Below are 23561 nucleotides of genomic sequence, written 5' to 3'. Positions count from 1 at the left end.
TATGAAACAAGTACCTGAAAAACCCAACATGTCATTACAAGAAGCAGAAGAACATTACCGATTAAGTAGTGAAAATTACGATGTCGATAGTGGAGAAAGTCATTTAGCTTATTACAGGGAAAAGCATCCTGCGAATTATCAAGTATTATTAGATAGCGTTTAATCTAAAATCTCACATCAATGGAAAATTTAAAAGTAGTTCAGTTTGATTTCGGTTTTGAATGTAAGCCGATATCAGTAAAAGAAAAAGTAGTGAAACCAAGTAAAAAGGATAAGAGCGATTTCGTCTTCGATTTAATGGATTGTCTTGCGAGTCCAATCATTGTTTTTAAATCGGCATGGCAAGACACCATTCCAAAAGAAATTCTCGGTAGAATAAAATTATCAAGAATAATTTGCTCAATGACAGGAAATAAAATGGCATCACTTACAGAGACTTTAGCCTATATGATGCTGCCAAGAACTTACGAAGCACCCATGCAAACAGAATGGGCAAACATTTACACATGGCTAGGACTTCAATATGCAATGCAGAACAAAAGTAAGAACCAATTGGAAGCTATGATTGAAATAGCACCAAAAGAACTGTCTGATTATGAAAAAGGACTCTTAAAAAATCTGAGATTATGGATTTACGATAAGCGAAGAAAAGCGCTTAAGGTTATTTTGAAAAAGAACAAAGTGTCAAAAGATGATGGTATTTTGGATATTCAAGAGAAACTGTTTTAAAAATAAATATTCAATTTTCAAGGGGAATTTATCTTCCTATCCCATTCAGCACATTTCCTTCCATTCCGTAAAAACTTCATTCCAGAAAAAGAGCTTCATTATCAAAGTCTTGAACCTAATCCACACTTTTGACTTTTCATTCCGTTAACCCTTTCCGTTTCTCTGGAAAGGAACACTTCATTCCCTAGTAAAAAGCGTGAATCAAGTCCGCCAAATAGGATAAAAATGTATTTACATTTTGTTCCACTTCCTATGATTTTGTATTTCACAAAGACTTTAGAATCACTTCCGTAATCCAACACCGTCATACCTTTTTTTGACAGCAAAATAACAACATTCAGCTTTGAACGACAGCATAATCAGGCTCGTGCCTCGCACTTTTTATATGTCTAAACAAAGCTGAATATCGAAAGCACTAAGCAACAAAAAGAAGGTAACAGCGTCGGCTCTATGGGAAGTAAATCTAAAATGAATCTTATGAAATCTTACAAAATCAATAAAAAGGAAGCGGAACAAAAGTTAAAAAAACAAAAAAAGGAAAACGCTCTGGATATAATAAGTAAATCACTATGACGATACAGCTTTTGAAGCATCAATGGGTGGATGGTGTCTCTAGCAATATTTCCGAATGAGTGGCGAGCAATGTGCATTGTTACTTTCTTATTTATTCCAGCTTTCAGAGCAATAGACTTTAAGTTCTTGTTGAATTTTTTATTAGCAGTTTTAATTTTATTGTATAAGTCTTTAGCATCGTCAAGATTAGCTTTTTTTAATTCTGGAAATATAAAGTCATCATCATAATTCTTATTGTAAACATATTCCTCTAAAATTTTATTGATTTTTAATGGTATTTTTAGAGAAAGCAATTTGGAATTTTTACCCATTCTGTAATGTAATCTACCATCATAAATTTGAGACCATCTTGTTTTCAGAACATCTGAGACCCTCATTCCAGCAAAGTAAAAACTAAAAAGCCATACATTCAATGAATGACGTTCTACATCAGATAGGCTATCTAAGCTCTCGATGACTTTTAATTCTTTCTCTGAGAGTCCAACTTTGACAGTTTCTGGAAATTTTATTTTGAATTTTCCTGGCCCAAAGCAATAAAGTTCTTTACTTACAACCTTATCCTTAATCGCTCTATTGAATAACAGCCGAATAAAAACCATAACATTCATTGCGGTAGTTTCGGTAAGAGAACAGTTGCCGTTTAAGTATATTTTAAATTTTTCAAGAAACCGTTCATCGATTTCTTGAAAAGTTAGATGCCTTACTTTACAATATTTTTCAATATAACTAACCCAAGCCGAGTCAGTAGAAAGACGATTCATTTTGCCTTCGACTTCTAAAGCTTCGAGGTGTTCATCAACAAAATCAAAAAATGTTAAGTTTGATGTGGGTTTGTAAATCTCTTTTTTAATTTGATTTGCAGATGCATCTTTATTGTTAGTTTGTAGAGCAATAAGACCTTTCCTAGCTTCAGATAATTTTGAAGTTATAAGGTTGTTTAAACTTTCAGAATTTGGATGAGATTTTTTTATTTCATTATTTTTTGAATCCCAATCCTCTAAATCTATATAATGACCTAAAAGCTTATAGGTAGAGCGTCGATTTTTAGTAATTCGAATTGCAAGTGGATAAAGCCCTTTGGTGTTGGGCTTTTTACGTAGAATTATTTTTGCACTTGCTGACATCTTTGATTTGTTTTGCGAAAGTCAAATCATAATATCATTTGATTAAGTACTTATGTAAAGATACAAATTATTATCTGCGTTTGGGTACAACATAGGTACAACAAATATTGATATCATATGATATTATATGACTTTAAAGAAAATTGACAAACAATTAAATCATTGAAAATGAGTGTGTTTGTGTTTCTTTAGTGCAATATACGCTAGACTTAGGATCTAGTGCCGCGAGGTGTGGGAGTTCGAGTCTCCCCGCCCGCACTGTAAAGGAAAAGCTGAAGAGAAATTTTCGGCTTTTTTTGTTTATAGCCTTAGCTCTTTTTTTGAATAACTCAGTAGTATTGTTTCAGAGCAGTAATTGATAAAAGAGTAGTGTTTTTTTAAAAATTTACCGAAAGTACAGGATAGATGTTTCATTTTATTATAATTAATTTGATGAAGTTGGTTTTTTTTTTTTTCAATGATGCCAAAAGATTTTTCTTTACTAACGAAGATTCTATTTTTTTTCTATGATTGCTCAGAAAGTTTTTCTTAAAGATATTGATGGTAACAATATTCCAAAATATCTTAAAATTGTTAATGCATTTAAGGAGTCTATTAATATAAATGCATTTGAATCTGGGGATAGTATACCCTCTATAAATGAATTTAGTAAAGATTACGGTGTTTCAAGAGATACTGTTTTTAAGGCATATACTTTATTAAAGAAACAAGGTTATATAAAGGCCACTCCTAATAAAGGTTATTATATAAGCGAAAGTAGAAAAAAAATCCTATTACTAATTAGTACTTTCAAAGCCTATAAAGAAGTTTTTTATCACTCATTTATGAGTTGCTTGCCCGAAAATGTTATTGTCGATTTGCAATTTCATCATTATGATATAAAAAACTTTAAAGCGATGTTAAATACAGATAATGGTGTGTATTATAAATATATTGTTATGGGGTTTGATCATCCGGAAGTCTCTGATATTCTCTTAGGAATTGATAAGAATAAATTACTGTTAATTGATTCACAATCAGGATTTAAAAATGTAGAAAATTATGTGTTTCAAGATTTTGGAAAGGCTTTTTACTCGTGTTTAGAAAAAGCGCTAGATGTATTTGAAAAATACGAAGTTTTGAATTTTGTTTACCCTGAGTTTACCCATCATCCACCTGAAAGTTTGGAATACTTTAAGAGGTTTTGCAAGAACTACAACTTTAAATGTGCTATTTCTGATAATTCGAAGGAATTTGTCGTAAAGAAGAACACAGCCTATATTACAGTAAATGATAGGATGTTATATGAGGTTTTAAATCAATGTTCTAATGCTAATTTTGAATTAGGAAAGGACGTGGGTATTTTATCTTATAATGATACGCCGTTAAAAAAATATACGTACAAAGGCGTTTCGGTAATTTCGATTGATTTTAAGGAGTTTGGAGCTAAAGTTGCAGAGTTTATTAATTCTAATCAAACATTGCAAATGTATTTAAACACTAAGCTTATATTAAGGGATTCTTTATAAAGAGGTAATCAGCTTGGAGTAATCTTCTGATTAAAAATTAATATTTCCAAAATTTTAAATTATTGTTTTTTTTCTGTCGAAAAAAAATTAATTTTACAAAAAAAACAGGACAGAGCAGGACGGTATAAGTGTCCTTGTTTTCTATATTTGATTAATAATTTTTTTCTTTTTTACTAAGAGATTTTAATGAAAATAATAGGGTGCAGAAAAGTACAAATTGTGTATAAATTAAGTACATTTCTCAATTAAAATATTGTTAAATATCAAACAATATGGTTTTTTTACAGAACTTACGCTTAGAGATGATTATTAAAATATTAATAGTTGAAAATATAACAAAACTAAATACTTAAAAATGAGTAAAACTATAGTAGTTACTGGTGCAGGAGGTGTGCTTTGTAGTACTTTGGCTGAGGCCTTGGCAAAACAGGGGCATAAAATAGCCTTATTAGATTTAAATAAAGAAGCGGCTGTAAAAGTAGCTGATAAAATTATAGAGGCAGGTGGAACAGCTATTGGAGTTGAAGCAAATGTTTTGGAAAAAGATTCGTTGGTTTTAGCAAAAGAAGAAGTTAATAAAGCATTTGGAAAATGTGATATTCTAATAAATGGTGCAGGAGGAAATCATCCTTTAGGAACAACTAGCAATCCGTTTTTACAAGCCGAAGATTTACTTAATAAAACAGAAGGTTTTAAAACATTTTTTGATTTAGATCCTACGGGAATTCAATTCGTATTTAACTTAAATTTTATTGGAACTTTATTACCAACACAAATTTTCGCAGAAGATATGGTAGGAAGAGAAGGTTGTAGTATTCTAAATGTATCTTCAATGAATGCCTTTACACCTTTAACAAAAATACCAGCTTACAGTGGTGCTAAAGCAGCAGTGTCTAACTTTACGCAGTGGCTAGCAGTTCATTTTTCTAAGGTTGGAATTCGTGTTAATGCCTTAGCACCTGGTTTTTTCTTAACAGAACAGAATAGGGCTTTATTAACGAATAGTGATGGAAGTTTAACACCTCGTGGTAATCAAATTATTGAACAAACGCCAATGGGTAAGTTTGGAGAGCCTGAACATTTAGTTGGTACAACATTGTGGTTATGTGGTGAAGGTGCTTCTTTTATAACAGGAGTTGTAATACCAGTTGATGGAGGTTTTAGTGCTTACAGTGGTGTTTAAATAAATAATAATATGGAACAAACATGGAGATGGTACGGGCCAAATGACCCTGTATCTTTATCAGATATAAAACAAGCTGGAGCAACAGGAGTTGTCTCGGCATTACATCATATTCCGAACGGAGAAGTATGGGCAATTGATGAAATTGTTAAAAGAAAAGAAACTATTGAACAAGCAGGTTTAACTTGGAGTGTTGTTGAAAGTATTCCTGTTCATGAAAATATAAAAACACGCTCAGGTGAGTTTGAAACTTATATTGAACGCTATAAGGAAAGTATAGAGAATTTGGCTAAAAATGGTGTAAACATTGTGTGCTACAATTTTATGCCAGTTTTAGATTGGACGCGTACTGATTTAAATTTTGAGGTTGAAGATGGTTCTAGAGCATTACGTTTTGATGTGATTGCTTTTGCAGCTTTCGAATTGTTTTTATTAAAACGACCTGGAGCTGAAGATAGTTATAATGATTCTCAAAAAGCAGCGGCTAAAGTTTATTTCGATGGTCTTGATGAAGCGCATAAAAAACAACTTGTTAATAATATTATAGCAGGATTACCAGGAGCTGAAGAAGGGTATACGTTAGAACAGTTTCAAACCATTTTAGATACTTACTCAGGGATTGATGCGCAGACATTAAGAGAAAATTTGGTATTATTTTTAAAAGAAATTATACCTGTAGCTTCTCAAAATGAAGTATTAATGTGTATTCATCCAGATGACCCACCTTACCCAATATTAGGCTTGCCTAGAGTAGTAAGCACTGAGTCAGATTACGCTTATTTATTCGATAATGTTCCTGATAGATCAAATGGAATTACGTTTTGTACAGGATCCTTAGGAGTAAGAGCTGATAATAATTTGGTGCAAATATTTAAACGTTTTGCAGATCGTGCTCATTTCCTTCACTTAAGAAGTACAAAACGAGATGAACAAGGTAATTTTTACGAAGCTAACCACCTTGATGGCGATGTAGATATGTATAGCATTGTCAAAGAAGTTCTTGTAGAAGAAAAAAGAAGACAGGCTGAAGGATATAAAGATTACGCTATTCCAGTAAGACCAGATCATGGGCATCAAATGCTTGATGATTTGAATAAAAAAACTAATCCAGGGTATTCAGGAATTGGAAGATTACGTGGTTTAGCAGAATTAAGAGGTTTAGAATACGGTTTAAAACAAAATATATAAATTAAAAGCATAGGTTAATCATGAATACAAATTATGAAACGCGTTACGCATCAAGTCCACAAGGCGTAAAACAATATGATACAAATCAATTAAGAGAAGAGTTTTTAATTGAAAATTTATTTGAATCCGATAAAATAAACTTAGTCTATTCGCATTATGATAGATTTATAACTGGTGGGGCTATGCCAATTTTAAATTCAATTGAATTAGAAGCTATAGACCCTTTGAAAGCGCCGTATTTTTTAGAACGAAGAGAACTTGGTATTATAAATATAGGGGAATCAGGTACTGTATCTGTTGATGGTAAAGACTATGTTTTAAATCATAGAGAAGCATTGTACGTTGGACAAGGAAATAAAAAAGTGGTTTTTTCAAGTGTATCTGAAAAAAATCCAGCTAAGTTTTATTTAAACTCTACACCTGCACATAAAGCACATCCTACTAAAAAAATTGGAATCAATGATGTCGAAGTTATCGAGTTAGGTGCACCTGAAACTGCAAATGCGCGTACTTTAAGAAAGTACATAGTAAATAGTGTAGTTGATGTTTGCCAATTGCAAATGGGAATGACAACTTTAAAATCAGGAAGCTCATGGAACACCATGCCTGCGCATGTACATGATAGACGAATGGAAGTCTATTTTTATTTTGAAGTTGCCGAAGACCAAGCGGTATGTCATTTTATGGGGCAACCACAAGAAACACGCCATATCTGGATGGGAAATAATCAAGCAGTAATTTCGCCACCATGGTCTATACACTCAGGTTCTGGAACGAGTAATTACTCATTTATTTGGGGTATGGCAGGCGAAAACCTAGATTACGGAGATATGGATCATTGTAAAATAAACGAATTAAAATAAAATTATAGATATGTCAATTAACTTATTTGATTTAACAGGTAAAGTAGCATTAGTAACTGGTGCTGTTCATGGATTAGGAATGGCAATGGCCAAAGGATTAGGTAATGCTGGAGCAACTATTGTAGTAAATAATAATTCTACAGATAAGTTAGCAGCAGCAGTTGAAGAATATAAGGCGTCAGGACTTAATGCATACGGATACGTTTTTGATGTAACTGATGAAAAGGCAGTAAAAGACTCTATTGCAAAAATAGAAAAGGAAGTTGGATCTATAGATATTCTAGTCAACAATGCAGGAATTATAAAAAGAACTCCTATAATCGATATGGAAGTCACAGATTTCAATGCTGTAATTCAGGTAGATTTAGTTGCACCTTTTATTGTATCTAAGTGTGTTGCGAAAGGAATGATTGAAAGAGGAGGAGGGAAAATCATCAACATTTGTTCTATGATGAGTGAATTAGGACGAGACTCTGTAAGTGCTTACGCATCAGCAAAAGGAGGTTTGAAAATGTTAACAAGGAGTATGGCTACCGAGTGGGCCAAATTTAATATTCAAACTAATGGTATTGGTCCTGGGTATTTTGCAACATCACAAACAGCTCCTATTCGCGTAGATGGACATCCATTTAACGAATTTATTGTAGGTAGAACACCTGCAGGTCGTTGGGGTGATCCTAATGATTTAGCTGGTGCAGCAATATTTTTGTCATCAAAAGCTAGTGATTTTGTTAACGGTCATGTTGTATATGTTGATGGTGGAATTTTAGCTACTATAGGTAAACCTTCAAACGAAGATTAATTATGAAAAAAGCAACTTTATTTTTAGTGGTTCTAGCTTTTTTTATCCTTTTAGGTTGTAAGAAAGAGCATAACCATATTATCATGGTTAAAAACACTTTAGATATAGCACGTACATTTGAAACAGTTGAAATCAATAAAGCAGATTTAAAACTTAATGAAGATGAAGATTTTGAAAGCTTTTCAGTCAAGGATATAAAAACTAATAAGATCTTAGTATCTCAATTTGTAGATAATAATGAAGATGGTAAAGCAGATGTGCTATTATTTCAACCAGAAATAGCTGCTAATGCAACACATCAATATAAATTAGTTTCGGTTGATGCTTCTGAAAAACCTGAAACATTACAGTATTGTTATTCTAGATTTGTTCCAGAAAGAACAGACGATTATGCGTGGGAAAATAACAAAGTTGGATTTAGAACTTTTGGACCTACGGCACAAAAAATGGTTGAGGATGAGGTTAAAGGAGGTACACTTTCTAGCGGGATTGATGCGTGGTTAAAACGTGTTGAATATCCTATAATTAATAAATGGTACAAAAAAGCTGAAACGGAAAAAGGTGCTTATCATAAAGATTCAGGAGAAGGACTAGATAATTTTCATGTAGGTGTTTCTCGTGGTGTAGGTGGTATTGCTGTAAAAGCAGATTCTATATATCACATATCTAGAAATTTTACTAACTGGAAAACGATTACTACAGGGCCAATAAGAACCAGTTTTGTTTTAGAATATGCAGATTGGGATGCTAATGGGAAATCTATTTCAGAAACCAAACATATTTCTTTAGACTATGGAAATAATTTATCTCGATTTGAAATTGAAATTTCAGGAACAGATACGTTTTCAACAGGATTAACTTTACATGAAAAAGATGGAGAGGATACTCAAAACCAATCTTCAGGATGGGTATCATATTGGCAACCACATGGAGATTCTGAATTAGGAACAGGCATAGTGGTTCCTAACGGAAGCATGATTACTTCAACACTATATGATACACCATTGAAAGATGAAAGTAATTTATTTGCAGAAGTTAAAATAAACAATAATAAAGCAATTTATTACGCTGGTTTTGGCTGGAAAAAGGCAGGAGAATTTATTTCTAAAGATAATTGGAATACGTATTTAGAAAGCTTTTCAAAAAAAATAAATAACCCGTTACAAGTATCATTGAACTAGATTTTATCTATGAATACAACTAACTTTATTAACGATAATTTTATTTTGCAATCTGATGTAGCTGAAAAACTATACCATAATTATGCAAAAGATTTACCAATTATCGATTATCACAATCATTTATCACCTCAATTAATAGCAGAAAATCAACCAATAAAAAACATTACCGAAGCATGGCTTAAGGGAGATCACTATAAATGGCGTGCTATGAGAGCTAATGGTATTGACGAAATTTTTATTACTAGTTCTGCAACATCTCATAAGGAAAAGTTTTTAAAATGGGCTGAAACAGTGCCTTATACTTTAAGAAATCCATTATTTCATTGGACACATTTAGAGTTGAAGCGTTATTTTGATATCGATGAATTGTTACAACCTAATACAGCCGAAGCTATTTACGAAAAAGCAAATGCTGTTTTAGAACACAAAACACCAGCCCAACTTTTAGAAGATTTAAAAGTTGAGGTAATTTGTACTACTGATGATCCTATTGACGATTTAAAATACCATCAGGAAATTGCTGAAAAAGGTTTTTTTACTAAGGTGTTTCCAACATTTAGACCTGATAATTTGTTAATGGTGCAAAAACCATCATTTTCATCTTATATTGCTAAACTTGCTGCTTGTGTAGATTTTTCTATTCAAAATTTAGAAGATTTATTAAAAGCTATTCAAATGCGTATTGATTTTTTCGATAGTTTAGGATGTCGTTTATCTGACTATGGTTTAGAAGAGATTTTTGCTTCAGATTTCACAGAAGATCTAGCTGATGTTATATTTAAGAAACGCATCTCTGGAACTGAAATTTCTAAAGAAGAGGCAAACATATTTACATCTTGTATTCTTGTAAAGTTATGCGAAATGTATCATGCTAAAAGCTGGACGCAACAAATGCATGTTGGCGCCATTAGAAATAATAATAGTAGATTACTAGAGCAAATAGGTCTAGATGCTGGTGTAGATTCTATAGGAGAGTTTCCTGTAGCTCAGTCTATGTCTAAATTATTTAACACATTAAACTTAAATAATAAACTAGCAAAAACCATTACATATAATTTGAATCCGTCGCAAAATGAAGTTTTTGCAACTATGATGGGGAATTTTCAAAATTCTGATTACCCAGGTAAAATGCAATGGGGGTCTGGATGGTGGTTTTTAGACCAAAAAGATGGTATGGAAAAGCAAATTAACTGCTTATCTAATATGGGCTTATTAAGTAAATTTGTTGGTATGCTTACAGATAGTCGTAGCTTCTTGTCATTTCCAAGACATGAATATTTTAGACGTATTCTATGCAACATCTTAGGTGAAGATGTAAAGCAAGGATTAATTCCAAACGATATTGAATTTTTAGGAAAAACGGTTCAAGACATTTGCTATTACAATGCCAAAAACTATTTTGGTTTTAAAATAAAATAATTATGAAACACGTTATCTTAGTCTGTATTTTGGTTTTAGCGTTTTCGTCTTGTAAAGAAGAAGGAGATACACAAACTTTATATTTGGCACACACTTTACCACAGGGGCACCCTGTTCACAAAGGTATTTTAGAGTTTAAAAAAGCACTAAACAAAAAGTCTGGTGGTAAAATGAATGTGAAGGTGTTTCCTGATGGCCAATTAGGATCTGAGCGTGAAGTTCTTGAGCTTTTGCAAATAGGAAGTGTAGCGATAACTAAGGTTAGTGCAGCAACATTATCTAATTTTGTTCCAGAATATCATGTATTAGGTATTCCTTATTTGTTTAGAAACAAACAACATCAATTTGATGTTTTAGAAGGTGAAGTCGGTAAATCTATTTTAGAAAAAGGAAGTAAATTTTGGTTAAGAGGACTTGGGTATTATGATGCAGGAAGTAGAAGTTTTTACACCTCCAACAAAGCTATTAGAACGCCTGAAGATTTAAAAGGCTTGAAAATTAGAGTGATGAATAATCAAATGGCTATTAATATGGTGAATGCCTTAGGAGGTTCGGCAACACCAATGGCTTATGGTGAATTATATACTGCTATACAGCAAGGTGTGGTGGATGGTGCGGAGAACAATCCACCTTCATTTGTATCTTCAAATCATTATGAAGTTAGTAAATATTATACTTTAGATCAGCATTCTTCGGTTCCAGATGTGTTGCTAATTGGAACTAAATATTGGGATAAACTTACAGAAGAAGAGAAGCAATGGGTTCAAGAGGCTATGGATGAGTCTGTGCAAGCTCAAAAACGGTTTTGGAACGAATCTGTAGAAGAATCAATGGCTACTGCAAAAGCAGCTGGTGTAGAAGTTATTATTCCAGAGAAATCATTGTTTCAAGAGCAGTCAAAATCTGTTTTAGAGGCTTTTATGGAAGAACACCCAGAAATGAATGATCTTATCAACCAAATTAAAAATCAATAATTATGAAAACAGCAGATGTTATTTTTAATAAGGCATGCAAAGTCATGGAAATTATTTTGGTTTTCATTTTCGGTCTATTAGTTATAGATGTATTGGGGCAGGTGTTTTCAAGGTATATTTTAAACACATCGTTTGCTTTTACTGAGGAGCTGGCACGTTTTTCATTAATATGGATGTCTATTTTAGGAGCAGCGTATTTAAATGCTAAACGTTTGCACTTATCAATGGATTTTCTGTATCAAAAGTTCTCACCTAAAACCAGAAAAAAAGCATTGATTTTTATTGAAATCTGCATTTTTGCATTTGCACTTATTGTTATGGTTATTGGCGGATTTAATCTTGTTTACACCACGTTACACCTAGGTCAATTATCAGGAACATTACGTATTCCTTTAGGATACATTTATGCTATTTTACCAGTAAGTGGCTTATTGATTATGTGGTTTTCTGTCTACCACATGTTTAAAATTAATGCTAACGAAATAACCGAATAATTATGAGTATTGAAGTAATAAGTATTATCGTATTATTTGCTAGTTTTTTTACTTTATTGATGCTTAAAGTACCAGTAGCATACAGTATTGGTATTTCAACAACTATAAGTTTATTGTTAAATATAGATAAATTACCTGGGTTAACAACCATAGCACAACGTATGACGACCGGTATTGATAGTTTCGCACTATTAGCCATACCGTTTTTTGTTTTGGCTGGAGAAATCATGAAACGCGGCGGCATTGCAAACCGATTAATAAATTTTGCTAAATCATTAGTAGCTAGTTTGCCAGGAGGTTTAGCTTATGTAAATGTATTAGCATCAATGTTATTTGGAGCTATTTCAGGATCAGCCATTGCTGCAACATCTGCAATTGGAAGTATTATGACGGATAGAATGGAAGAAGAAGGTTATCCAAGAGAATTTAGTGCTTCTGTAAATATTACCTCTTCTACAACAGGATTATTGATACCACCGAGTAATATTTTAATAGTATATGCACTAGCAAGTGGAGGTACAGCATCTGTTGCTGCTTTATTTATAGCAGGGTATTTACCAGGTATTTTACTTGGAGTTGCTATTATGAGTTACATCGCATTTGTAGCTATAACGAGAAAGTTTACAAAAGGAAGTCGCGCACCATTATCATTAATTTGGACTTATTTCAGAAAAGCATTTTTTAGCCTTTTACTTTTAGTTATCGTAGTAGGTGGTATTGTAGCTGGTATATTTACAGCTACTGAAGCTTCAGCTATAGCTGTACTATATGCTGCTGTTTTGGCTCTAGTTTATGGTGATATAAGTACTAAAGATTTTCCAGATATATTACTAACAAGTGCTAAGACTACTGCGGTAGTTATGTTTTTAATATGTACATCTATGGCCATGTCTTGGTTATTTTCTTTTGAAGGTATTCCAGAACTTATTAGTGGGTTTTTATTAGAGCAATTCAGTAATAAAATTGTGATATTCTTAGTGATTAATTTAGTCTTATTAATCATAGGAACGTTTATGGATATGACACCAGCTGTATTAATATTTACACCAATATTTTTGCCTGTAGTTGTTGCTTTAGGAATGGATCCTGTGCATTTTGGTATTGTTTTAGTACTTAATTTATGTATTGGACTTTGTACTCCTCCAGTAGGAACTATACTTTTTGTTGGTAGTGGTATAGCAAATGTTTCGGTTTCACAAGTCGTCAAGCCATTATTACCTTTTTTACTTATTATGGTAATTGTATTGCTACTTATAACTTATATTCCAGGAATTTCTATGTATTTGCCAAGGTTGTTTGGTTTGTAATAAAATTTTAAAAATGTTTAATATTTTAAATAAGTCAACGTTTTAATGCGTTGACTTATTTTTTTAGTAATCAAAATTAACCAAATTTAATCTTATTATATTTACTTTTAAAAGAAAGCATTTTTTATGAAAAAGATTGTATTATATCTTTTCCTTTTCATTGTATTTTGTACTCTCAAGGCTCAAAATAACAGCTATCTATTTAGACATTTGTCTACTTTTGATGGGCTTTCACAAAGTTCAGTTATCGCTATTCATCAGGATAGATTAGGTCAAATATGGATCGGTACTCGAGATGGGTTAAATAAGTATGATGGTACAAAATTCACGGTCTATAGAAACCAAGAAAATAACTCCAGTTCTATAAGTAATAATGATATTTTGTCTATCCATGAGGATAACGATGGCTTTCTGTGGGTTGGGACATACAATGGCTTAAATAAGTATAATCCTAAAACCGATTTGTTTACTAGATATTTTCATGATGAAAAAAGCTCGTCTTTATCAAATAATACAATTTGGATAATAAAAACTCTTTCTAATGGAAAGGTATGGCTAGGAACCTCAGAAGGACTTTCTATTTACAATAAAGAAGAAGACAGTTTTAGTAATTACTTAAATACGTTTGAGAGACCAATACAAAAGCGTATTATGTGTGTTATGGAAGCTTCAAATGGAGATGTTTTTGTAGGTACAGGAGCAGGGATTTATAAGTTGTCAAGTTTAAACGAAAATATATTTGAGTTTACCATATTAAAGGGAAGTGAAGATTTTTATGTTCAAGATTTAGTTGAAGGTTTTAATGAAAACATATTAATAGCTTCAAGAAACAATGGTGTTATTAGCTATGATTTAGTTTCGAGAATGTTTTCTTCGTATTTAGAAACTGATAATACTATAGGAAATAATGATAAAAATGTTCGAAAATTGCTTTTTGATATTGATAATAATTTATGGATTGGGACTTATAATGGTTTAAAGATTGTTAGTAGAGATAAATCTGTAGTAGCATTAAGAGCAGATATTGACAACAAAAACGGATTGAGTAAAAATTCAATTAAATATTTATTTGAAGATATAAAAAACTCCATTTGGATAGGTACATACTATGGAGGTATTAATATTTGGGATGATTCTAATGTCAACTTCAGAAATATAACACAAAATCGAATAGGAAAGGGTTTAAGCTATAATGTAGTGAGCTCAATTGAATACTACAAGAATAATATTTACTTCGGTACAGAAGGAGGAGGAGTTACTATTTGGGATAGAAATAAGAATACATATAGCTATATTTTAAAAAAAAATACTAGCCTTTCAGATAATAACATAAAATCTCTAAGAGTTATAAATAATACTCTATGGATAGGGACTTTTAAAAATGGCTTAGATTTATATGATTTAAGAACGAAACAATTTTTAAAAAATAAATTACCTGAAAACCTGCGTGAGTTTATAAAAAACGCAGGTGTTTATGCTATTAAAAGAGATCGTTTTAATAATGTGTGGATAGGTACTTTTGGTCAGGGTTTGTTTAAATATAATCCTGAAACTAAAGATTTTAAACGGTTTTATGAGTCAGATAACATTAAGAGCACCTTATCTAATAATTTAGTACGAGCCATTTGTATTGATTCACAAAACAATATTTGGGTTAGTACAGAAAAGGGTTTAAACAGAATAGATAATAAAGATATTGTTTCCACTTTTTTTTATGATGAAACTCTACAATATGGAGATGATATACTATGCGTATTTGAAGATATTCATAAAAATTTGTGGGTAGGTACAAAGTCAAAAGGTTTGTATAAATATGATGCTACAACTTTTAAGCCAGTTAATTTATCAGTTAACGATATAAATATATCATCAGTCCATAGCATTCATGAAGATAATAAAGAGCAATTATGGATTAGTACAAATCAAGGTTTAGTAAAATATAATTCTAAACAGAATGAAATAGAGATTTATAATCAAACAGATGGTATAGTAAGTAATGAATTTAATGATAATAGTAGTTTAAAGCTAGGTGAATCTGAGTTTTACTTTGGTGGACCAACTGGCGTTACATATTTTGATTCAAATAAATTAATCACTAATAGCTATACACCACAGGTTATTTTGACAGATTTTAATATTAAAGAAAATGATTACAAAAAGAGTAAGGTTAATACTGTGTTACAAAATACGCTTCCCTATACCAAATCTATAAACTTGTCTCATACTCAAGGTAATTTTAGCATTTCATTTTCCATTCCTAACTTTATTAACCCAAGTAATAATAACTATAAATACAGACTTAAAGGTCTAGAAAAAGAATGGAATTTAACGACTAGTAATACCGCTTCATATACAATTCAGAACCCCGGAAATTATGTTTTTGAAGTTAAAGGAGCTAATAGTGATAATGTTTGGAATGAAGGTGTAACACAATTAAAAATTTATGTAGCACCTGCACCATGGCGAACATGGTGGGCATTTACAATTTATGGCTTACTTATTATATTGGCACTTTATTTTTTATTAGATATTCTAAAATCTAGAACAAAATTGAGGCATGATTTACAATTAGAATACCTAGAAACTGAAAAGACAAAAGAAATAAATAAAGATAAACTACAGTTTTTTACGAATATATCTCATGAGTTTAGAACACCTTTAGCATTAATTTTAGGACCGCTTAATCAAATAATTGAGAATTATCGAGGAAGTAGTAATGTTTATAAAAAATTGCTAGTTATAGACAATAATGCAAACCACCTATTACACCTTATTAATAGGTTAATGGATTTCAGAAAATTTGAAAATAATCTATATAAATTGCAAGCTGCCGAAGGTAATATTGTTAAGTTTTTAAGAGAAATTTATTTGTCTTTTACAGAATTTGCAAAAAATGGTAATTATGAATTTGACTTTATATGTGATGAAGATACTGTTTTGGTTTACTACGACCGTAATAAGTTAGAGCGTGTTTTTTATAATTTAATATCAAATGCATTTCGCTATACTCCAAAAGGAGGCAAAATAGTAATTAGAGTTAAAAAAAATGAAAATAGCTTAAATATATATATTGAAGATACTGGAGTGGGTATAGCTAAAGAATATCATGACAAAATATTTGAACGTTTTTTTGAAGTTGCAGTAAATAATAAACCAGACAACAATTATAATAAAGGTACAGGAATTGGGTTGTCCATTGCCAAAAATATAGTAGAACTACATAAAGGAACTATAGAGGTAAAAAGTAATTTAGATGATAAAGGTTCTATATTTTCAGTATCATTATTATTAGGTAGTACACATTTAAATGAAACAGAGATTTTGCAGGATTTTAAATTTAGTGATGATGTATCTCAATATATAGAGCAATTAAATGAACCTAAAGATTTTATTGAAGATGCATTTGTGGAAGACATAAAAGAAGAAGATAAACAGACTATTCTAATAGTGGAGGATCATAAACCACTACGTAAATTTATAAAGAGTTTATTAAAAGGGCAATACAACGTAATTGAAACTGAAAATGGAAAATTAGCTTTAAAAAAGGCCAAAAAAGAAGCTCCTGACTTAATAGTTAGTGATGTTATTATGCCTGAAATGACAGGAACAGAATTATGTTCTGCAATTAAAGAGGATTTAAAAACAAGTCATATCCCCATAATACTATTAACTTCTAGGTCGTCTTTAATATATAAGATTGATGGGTTAGAGCTTGGAGCCGATGATTATATTAGTAAGCCATTCAATATAAATGAGTTTAAGCTTAGAGTTAAAAATTTGCTTCAAACAAGAGAAAAATTAAGGAAGAAATTTGTTTCAAATGAAGGGCTGAAACCTGAAGATATTTTGGTGTCTTCTTATGATGAGAAACTCTACAAAAAAGCATTACTAATAGTTAATGAAAATATTAGTAATGAAGATTTTGATATTACTTATTTCTGTGCAGAACTAGGTGTTAGTAGAACGATGTTATTCACAAAAATAAAAGCATGGTCTAACTTTACACCAAATGATTTTATTCAACATTTCAGAATGAAGCGTGCAGCACAATTATTAGAACAAGGGAAAATAAATATTTCTCAGGTTAGTTATCAAGTTGGATATAGAGATCCAAAATATTTTAGTAAATCTTTTCAAAAGAAATTTGGAGAAACACCTTCAAAGTACGCTTCAAAATTCTCCGATTAAAATCGTCTTTATATATTTAACCAATTGAAATACAGAGCGTTGTACTATTTTGCCCCTTATTTTGTACTTCTGTAGCAATCAATTGTTATAATTTTATACTGATGAAAAATATCAAACCAACAACAAAATATTTGGAATACATACTAATTGCATTTATTGTTGTTTTAGGGTTGATTGTTATTTATTTAAACTAAATAAAGGATATTTAAAACTAAATTAACTAATGAAAAAAACAAAACAATTAAAACAAACACTTTTTTTGTTATTAGGTTTTTGTTTTGTGCTCTCCATTGATGCACAAAACAAAACAATAACAGGAACAGTGACATCCAAAACGGATGGACTAACATTACCAGGAGTAAATGTTATAGTTAAAGGGACCTCTAATGGAGCGTCAACTGATTTTGATGGGAACTATTCCATAAATGTAACCGAAGAAAACGCAATTTTAGTTTTCAGCTATGTTGGATATAAATCGTTAGAAATTACAGTAGGAAGTTCTAATCAAGTTAATGTTCAATTAGACGAAGATTTATCAGCCTTAGATGAGGTTGTGGTAGTAGGTTATGGTTCCAGAAAAAAGAGTGATTTAACGGGTTCTGTTTCTTCTGTTAAGTCAGAAGAGTTAACAGCATTTCCAGTTTTAGATGCGCAACAGGCTTTACAAGGAAGGGCTGCTGGTGTCGCAGTTCAGTCTAATAATGGTGGAGAGCCAGGAGCACCTATTAGTGTGGTTATAAGGGGTAATGCTTCGGTTAATGGAAATAGTTCAGCACTTGTGGTTGTGGATGGTTTTGTAGGTGCTACATATCCCCAACCAGGAGATATTGCATCTGTAGAAGTTTTAAAAGATGCTTCGGCAACTGCTATCTATGGATCTAGAGGTGCTAACGGTGTAATATTAGTTACTACCAAAAAAGGTAAAAAGGGCAAAATGACAGTAGAATTAAACAGTAATTTTGCAATTCAGTCAACATCAAATAGGTTAGATTTATTGAATGCCAATCAATTTGTTAATTACAACAGGCAAATTAACTCAGCTTATGTACAAGGACCAGATAGTACGAACTGGCAAGATTTAATTTTTACTACAGGTCATACAACAAATCATCAATTATCTTTCTCAGGCGGATCGGATAAAATGAACTACTATGTGTCAGGTAACTATTTTGATCAAGATGGTGTAGTTATTAATTCTGGATTCGAGCGCTTTTCATTTTTGACCAATATTGATGCACAAATTAATGATAAGTTAAAGATTGGTTTTAATGCTTTTGGTAGCAGAAGTAATAAAGACGGTGTGTCTAGTCAGGCAGATAGTGGAGGACGTGGAAGTGGTGATGTAATTTCTATTGCTTATCGTTTTGTGCCAGATATAGGGGTTTTAGATGAAAATGGTAATAACACTTTCAATCCAGTGGGTGATAATATAGATAACCCATTTGCTGTGGCTACAGAGCGTGTTGACGAAACCGTTGAAGATATATATCGAGCAAATTTTTATGGAGAATATAAAATTTTAGACAACTTAGTATTTAAGTCTACATTTGGATTTAATTCTAGAAATGAAACCAGAGGACAGTATACACCTTCTACTTTAATCACATCTGCTGCAGATGTTGGCGGTATAGCAAGTATTGAAAACTTAAAAAGAAACACCTTATTAACAGAAAACTACTTTACATATACTAAAGAGATAGGTAAAGGTAATATTACTGCTTTAGTTGGGTTCTCATATCAAAAAGATGAAGAGTTCACTAACTCTACAGGAGCTCAAGGTTTTATAACCAACAGTACTTCATACCTTAATTTAGCCACGGCTTCAGTGCCTTTATTGCCTGAGTCATTTTTTAGGGACAGAGAATTGCAATCTCTGTACGGGCGTATTAATTATAGCTATGATGATAGGTATTTAATTACCTTAACTGCTCGTCGTGATGGATCATCTGTTTTCGCTAAAAATAACAAGTATGCTTTTTTCCCATCTGGTGCGATAGGGTGGAAAATTTCAAATGAAGATTTTTTAAAAGATAGTGCTACCATTTCTAATTTAAAATTAAGAGCAAGTTATGGTGCATCAGGAAATCCATCCATTACAGAATTTCAATCATTTTCTACGTTTACACCAATTTATACTGCTGTTGGAGACCAAACTGTAAATGCCGTAGTTCCTGGGCGCCCTGCAAACCCAAACTTAAGATGGGAAACATCAAGTCAAGCAAATATTGGAATAGATTTGGGCTTATGGAATAACAGGGTATCATTGAGTCTAGATTATTATAATATTGAAACAAATGATTTAGTATTAAGAAACAGTTCTACAGCAGAATATACTGGTTTTTTAGAGCCAGACTTCTTCGCAAACATAGGAGAACTTAGCAATACTGGGTTTGAAGTTGTGCTTTCAACTAGAAATATTAGTACGGATAATTTTTCATGGTCTACCGATTTTAATTGGTCCAGAAACCGTAATGAGATTGTGAAACTTGCAGTAAGTGGGGAAGATTTGTTTCTAGATTCTGCTGCACCAGGACACTTTTTACAAGATGATACACATATTCTTAGAGAGGGAGAACCTATAGGTCAATTCTTCGGTTATGAATATAGAGGCGTTTATCAAGGCGGAGGGTTGCCTGAAGGTACAGCTACATTTAGTGGAGCAGTAGCAGGTGATGAGTTATTTACAGATGTTGAAGTAGATGGTGTAAGTGATGGTGTTATTAATAGTGCTGACAGAAAAATTATTGGAGACCCAAATCAGGATTGGACTTTTGGTTTAAACAATACGTTTAAATACAAAGATTTTGATTTAGGTATATTCTTTCAAGGTGCTATAGGTGGTGATATCTATAGTTTCACATTATCTGAGCTTGCTTCAGGAGGTTCAAATGCAACTACAGAAGCGCTTAATGTTTGGACACCAAGTAATACTAATACTAATGTTCCGAGAGCTTCAGCTAGAGAAAGAAGAATCAATTCTAGGTTTGTTTATGATGGTAGTTATGTACGTTTAAAGAATTTAGTTTTTGGGTATAGTTTGCCAAGTCAATTAGCCAATAAGCTAGGAATGGATAATGTTAGATTGTCTTTAAGTGGACAAAATTTATTAACCATAACAGATTACCCAGGTACAGATCCAGAGGTAAGCTATCAAGCTTCAGGAAATAGAAATGGTAACGTAAATAGAGGGTTTGATTATGGTAACTATCCAAATATAGAATCAATCACCTTCAGTGTAAATCTTAAGTTTTAAAAAAAATAACAATGAAAAAATTTAAATATTTAATAATACTGTTAGTCTTGCCTATTATAGGTTGTACAGACTTAGAGGAAGAACTCAAATCTGAATTATCTCCCAATGGTTTCATAAAATCTATAGGCGATGTTCAAACTACTATTAATGGTAGTTATGGTAATATGGCAACAGAAGCATTTTGGGGAAGAAAGTTTTCTTTACCACTAATGCTTAGAAGTGATATGGTCGGTATTGGAGATCAAGGTACTGCTGGTAGAAGAAAGGATCATGATAATTTTGCTGTTGCAGATGATAACGGAATGATTACTGCATTTTGGCCAAGAACCTATCAAATTATTGCAGGAGCTAACGAGGCTATTCTTGGAGAGAGTAATTTAGATTTATCAGATGAAATTTCAAAACCAGTTGTTGCACAAGCGTATTTTGTGCGAGCGTATACATATTTTCATTTGGTAAGACTCTTTGGCGATATACCATATATTGATGCTCCTGTTGCAGTTATAGATGATGCAAATCAAATATCGAAAACTCCAGAAGCTACGGTGTATGAGAATATTATTGCAGATTTGGAATTTGCAAAACAGTGGTTGCCAGATACACAACCTTCTTCAGGCCTACCGTCTAAAGCAACAGCTGCAGGTTATTTGGCGTTGGTTTACTTAACTATTGAGGATTTTGAAAATGCTTATGATGAAGCAAAATTTGTGATAGATAATGAAGGTAGATTTGATTTAGAGCTTGCAACTGATTTTCAAGATTTATTTGATTCAACTAAGCAAGGAGGTTTAAAAGAAGCGCTATTTACCATTGATCATAATGGCTTTAGAGATGGTAACTACGGGCAAGATTATATGCCTGCACTTACAGGTATAAGAAGAAATGAAATTGGTAATATAGGTGGCGGATGGTCTGTTGCTGTACCAAGTATAGAAGTTTATAACAGATGGGATGGTAGAGATTATAGAAAAGCCGTAAGTCTCGATACTACAGGAGTTTTTAGTGGGTCAGTCGATGATTTTATGAATTTTCCAACCTACGATGCCAGAAATATACAAAGTGCCTACATTGCTAAGTACGCTAGGTTTACAGGACAGACTTCAAACGGAAACGGTCGAGGTTCAGAGCATAATTATGCGCAATTGCGTTATGCCGAAGTTTTGCTAATAGCTGCTGAAGCACTAAATGAAGTGACTCCAGGTACTACGGAAGCAGATGGTTATGTAAACAAAGTTAGAGCTAGAGCACGAAATGGTAACGGTTCTAGTTTTCCAGCAGATGTCTCTGGTTTAAATCAAGATGACTTTAGAGACATGGTTATGGAGGAACGCAGATGGGAGTTAGCCTTTGAGTTTAAAAGATGGTACGATATTAAAAGGCGTGACTTAGGAACCCAAGTATTTGGTCCTGGTGGTTTTGAAGTAAGATCAAATTTTACAGCGTCAAGAGATTATTTGTACCCACTTCCGAATGATGAGTTACAACGTAATCCAAATTTAGAGCCACAAAACACTGGTTATTAAAAAACTTTTGAGTTTGATGTTTAGAGTTAGTTTTTTATTTATTATCCTTGGATTTACATGTGTATCATGTAAATCTGAGGATAAAAATAAAGTAGTAGACAGTAAAGAAACTATTGAAGCTTTGTTACAAGCTAGATACAATAAGTTTCTAAATTATAAAGTAGATTCCACAGCTTTTGCAAGAAGCTATAATCCAAAAACAACAATAATAAAAAAAGTACCTTCTGAAAATTGGACTAGTGGTTTTTTTGCTGGTAACTTTTGGCAAATTTATATGCTAACAGGAAATGAAGCTTATAAAAATAAAGCCAAAGAATGGACAGCTTTTATCGAAAAAGAAAAGTATAATGATAAAACTCACGACATGGGTTTTAAGGTGTTTTGTAGTTTTGATAACGGACTTAAAGTTGAAGATAATCAAGAATATAAAGATGTTATTGTACATAGTGCACAAACACTAAGTACACGATACAATCCTCATATAGGTAGTATCCGTTCATGGGATTTTAATAGAGATAAGTGGCAATTTCCTGTGATAATAGATAACATGATGAATTTAGAGTTGCTTTTTGAGGCAACTAAAATTTCAGGAGATAGTACATTTCATAAAATAGCGGTTAATCATGCGAATACAACCATGAAAAATCATTTTCGTGAAGATCATAGTACTTGGCATGTATTAGATTATGATACTATTTCAGGACAAGTAAGGGGTCGTGTTACCCATCAAGGTATTCATGACAATTCTGCTTGGGCTAGAGGACAAGGTTGGGCTATAAATGGTTTTACTACAGTATACCGTTATACAAAAGATAAAAAATATTTAAATCGAGCTGTAAAAACAGCCAATTTTTTTATAAATCATAAAGACTTACCCGAAGATGGTATTCCGTATTGGGATTTTTCACATTCAGATATCCCAAATATCCCTCGAGATGTTTCTGCAGCAACAGTTGTAGCTTCAGGTTTGGTAGAGTTATACCAATACACAAAAAATGAAGCTTATTTAAACTATAGTAAAAAAGTGGTTAATAGTTTGAAAAGTTCTAACTATATTTTACCAAAAGATTTAAATATTCCATTTATATTAGACCATAGTTTTGGTGATTGGTCAAAACGTCATGAAATGGATGAGCCTATTGTTTATGGCGATTACTATTTTTTGCAAACTTTATTGCGTCTAAAGGACTTAAAGTAAAAAAGACGCATCAATCAGAGACCAAATACAAGTGAATCAAACTTAATCTATAGT

17 protein-coding genes are annotated in these 23561 nt (G+C 32.1%); 16 read left to right on the top strand and 1 reads right to left on the bottom strand.

The window, feature by feature from the left end:
- The first annotated feature begins 1 nt into the window (after nt 1).
- Nucleotides 2–163: a hypothetical protein gene (locus Q0870_RS04510; protein ID WP_157243276.1), complete on the top strand. Its 162-nt coding sequence runs from the start codon at nt 2–4 to the stop codon at nt 161–163.
- Nucleotides 164–180: 17 nt separating this feature from the next.
- Nucleotides 181–729 (top strand): hypothetical protein, encoded by a 549-nt coding sequence (locus Q0870_RS04505; RefSeq protein ID WP_298551510.1) that lies wholly within the window; start codon nt 181–183, stop codon nt 727–729.
- A 485-nt stretch (nt 730–1214) separates the two neighbouring features.
- Here the strand turns inward: Q0870_RS04505 and Q0870_RS04500 are convergent, their stop codons facing one another.
- Nucleotides 1215–2426 (bottom strand): site-specific integrase, encoded by a 1212-nt coding sequence (locus Q0870_RS04500; protein WP_298551508.1) that lies wholly within the window; start codon nt 2424–2426, stop codon nt 1215–1217.
- A 506-nt stretch (nt 2427–2932) separates the two neighbouring features.
- Between Q0870_RS04500 and Q0870_RS04495 the strand changes: the two genes are divergently transcribed.
- From Q0870_RS04495 to Q0870_RS04430, 14 genes are all read left to right on the top strand, one after another.
- Complete coding sequence (locus Q0870_RS04495) at nt 2933–3934, top strand: GntR family transcriptional regulator (protein WP_298551506.1); 1002 nt, start codon at nt 2933–2935, stop codon at nt 3932–3934.
- Between the two features lie 355 nt (nt 3935–4289).
- Nucleotides 4290–5117 carry an SDR family oxidoreductase gene (locus tag Q0870_RS04490; protein ID WP_298551504.1) on the top strand — a complete coding sequence of 276 codons (828 nt, stop codon included), beginning with the start codon at nt 4290–4292 and terminating at the stop codon, nt 5115–5117.
- 12 nt (nt 5118–5129) lie between these two features.
- On the top strand, nt 5130–6305 hold the full coding sequence (gene uxuA, locus Q0870_RS04485) for a mannonate dehydratase (RefSeq protein ID WP_298551503.1): 1176 nt from the start codon (nt 5130–5132) through the stop codon (nt 6303–6305).
- Between the two features lie 20 nt (nt 6306–6325).
- Nucleotides 6326–7168, top strand: coding sequence for a 5-dehydro-4-deoxy-D-glucuronate isomerase (gene kduI / locus Q0870_RS04480; RefSeq protein WP_298551501.1), 843 nt, complete (start codon nt 6326–6328; stop codon nt 7166–7168).
- A 10-nt stretch (nt 7169–7178) separates the two neighbouring features.
- The gene (locus tag Q0870_RS04475; protein WP_298551499.1) at nt 7179–7970 is read left to right on the top strand and encodes a gluconate 5-dehydrogenase; all 792 of its coding nucleotides are present in this window, start codon (nt 7179–7181) and stop codon (nt 7968–7970) included.
- A 2-nt stretch (nt 7971–7972) separates the two neighbouring features.
- Complete coding sequence (locus tag Q0870_RS04470) at nt 7973–9151, top strand: DUF4861 domain-containing protein (protein ID WP_298551497.1); 1179 nt, start codon at nt 7973–7975, stop codon at nt 9149–9151.
- 9 nt (nt 9152–9160) lie between these two features.
- Nucleotides 9161–10570, top strand: a complete 1410-nt coding sequence (uxaC, locus tag Q0870_RS04465; RefSeq protein ID WP_298551495.1) for a glucuronate isomerase — start codon at nt 9161–9163, stop codon at nt 10568–10570.
- Nucleotides 10571–10572: 2 nt separating this feature from the next.
- Nucleotides 10573–11544 (top strand): TRAP transporter substrate-binding protein, encoded by a 972-nt coding sequence (locus Q0870_RS04460; protein WP_298551493.1) that lies wholly within the window; start codon nt 10573–10575, stop codon nt 11542–11544.
- A 2-nt stretch (nt 11545–11546) separates the two neighbouring features.
- Nucleotides 11547–12038: a TRAP transporter small permease gene (locus Q0870_RS04455; RefSeq protein ID WP_298551491.1), complete on the top strand. Its 492-nt coding sequence runs from the start codon at nt 11547–11549 to the stop codon at nt 12036–12038.
- A gap of 2 nt (nt 12039–12040) precedes the next feature.
- Nucleotides 12041–13345 (top strand): TRAP transporter large permease, encoded by a 1305-nt coding sequence (locus tag Q0870_RS04450; RefSeq protein ID WP_298551489.1) that lies wholly within the window; start codon nt 12041–12043, stop codon nt 13343–13345.
- A gap of 126 nt (nt 13346–13471) precedes the next feature.
- The gene (locus Q0870_RS04445) at nt 13472–17533 is read left to right on the top strand and encodes a two-component regulator propeller domain-containing protein (RefSeq protein WP_298551487.1); all 4062 of its coding nucleotides are present in this window, start codon (nt 13472–13474) and stop codon (nt 17531–17533) included.
- A 223-nt stretch (nt 17534–17756) separates the two neighbouring features.
- Complete coding sequence (locus Q0870_RS04440; protein WP_298551485.1) at nt 17757–20786, top strand: TonB-dependent receptor; 3030 nt, start codon at nt 17757–17759, stop codon at nt 20784–20786.
- 11 nt (nt 20787–20797) lie between these two features.
- Nucleotides 20798–22309 (top strand): RagB/SusD family nutrient uptake outer membrane protein, encoded by a 1512-nt coding sequence (locus tag Q0870_RS04435; RefSeq protein WP_298551482.1) that lies wholly within the window; start codon nt 20798–20800, stop codon nt 22307–22309.
- A 16-nt stretch (nt 22310–22325) separates the two neighbouring features.
- Nucleotides 22326–23507, top strand: a complete 1182-nt coding sequence (locus tag Q0870_RS04430; protein WP_298551480.1) for a glycoside hydrolase family 88 protein — start codon at nt 22326–22328, stop codon at nt 23505–23507.
- Nucleotides 23508–23561 lie beyond the last annotated feature (54 nt).

The sequence above is a fragment of the uncultured Algibacter sp. genome, from assembly GCF_947487575.1.
GTDB lineage: Bacteria > Bacteroidota > Bacteroidia > Flavobacteriales > Flavobacteriaceae > Algibacter_B.
The sequence above is the reverse complement of the archived record's forward strand: the minus strand, read 5'-3'. Positions and strand labels throughout refer to the sequence as shown.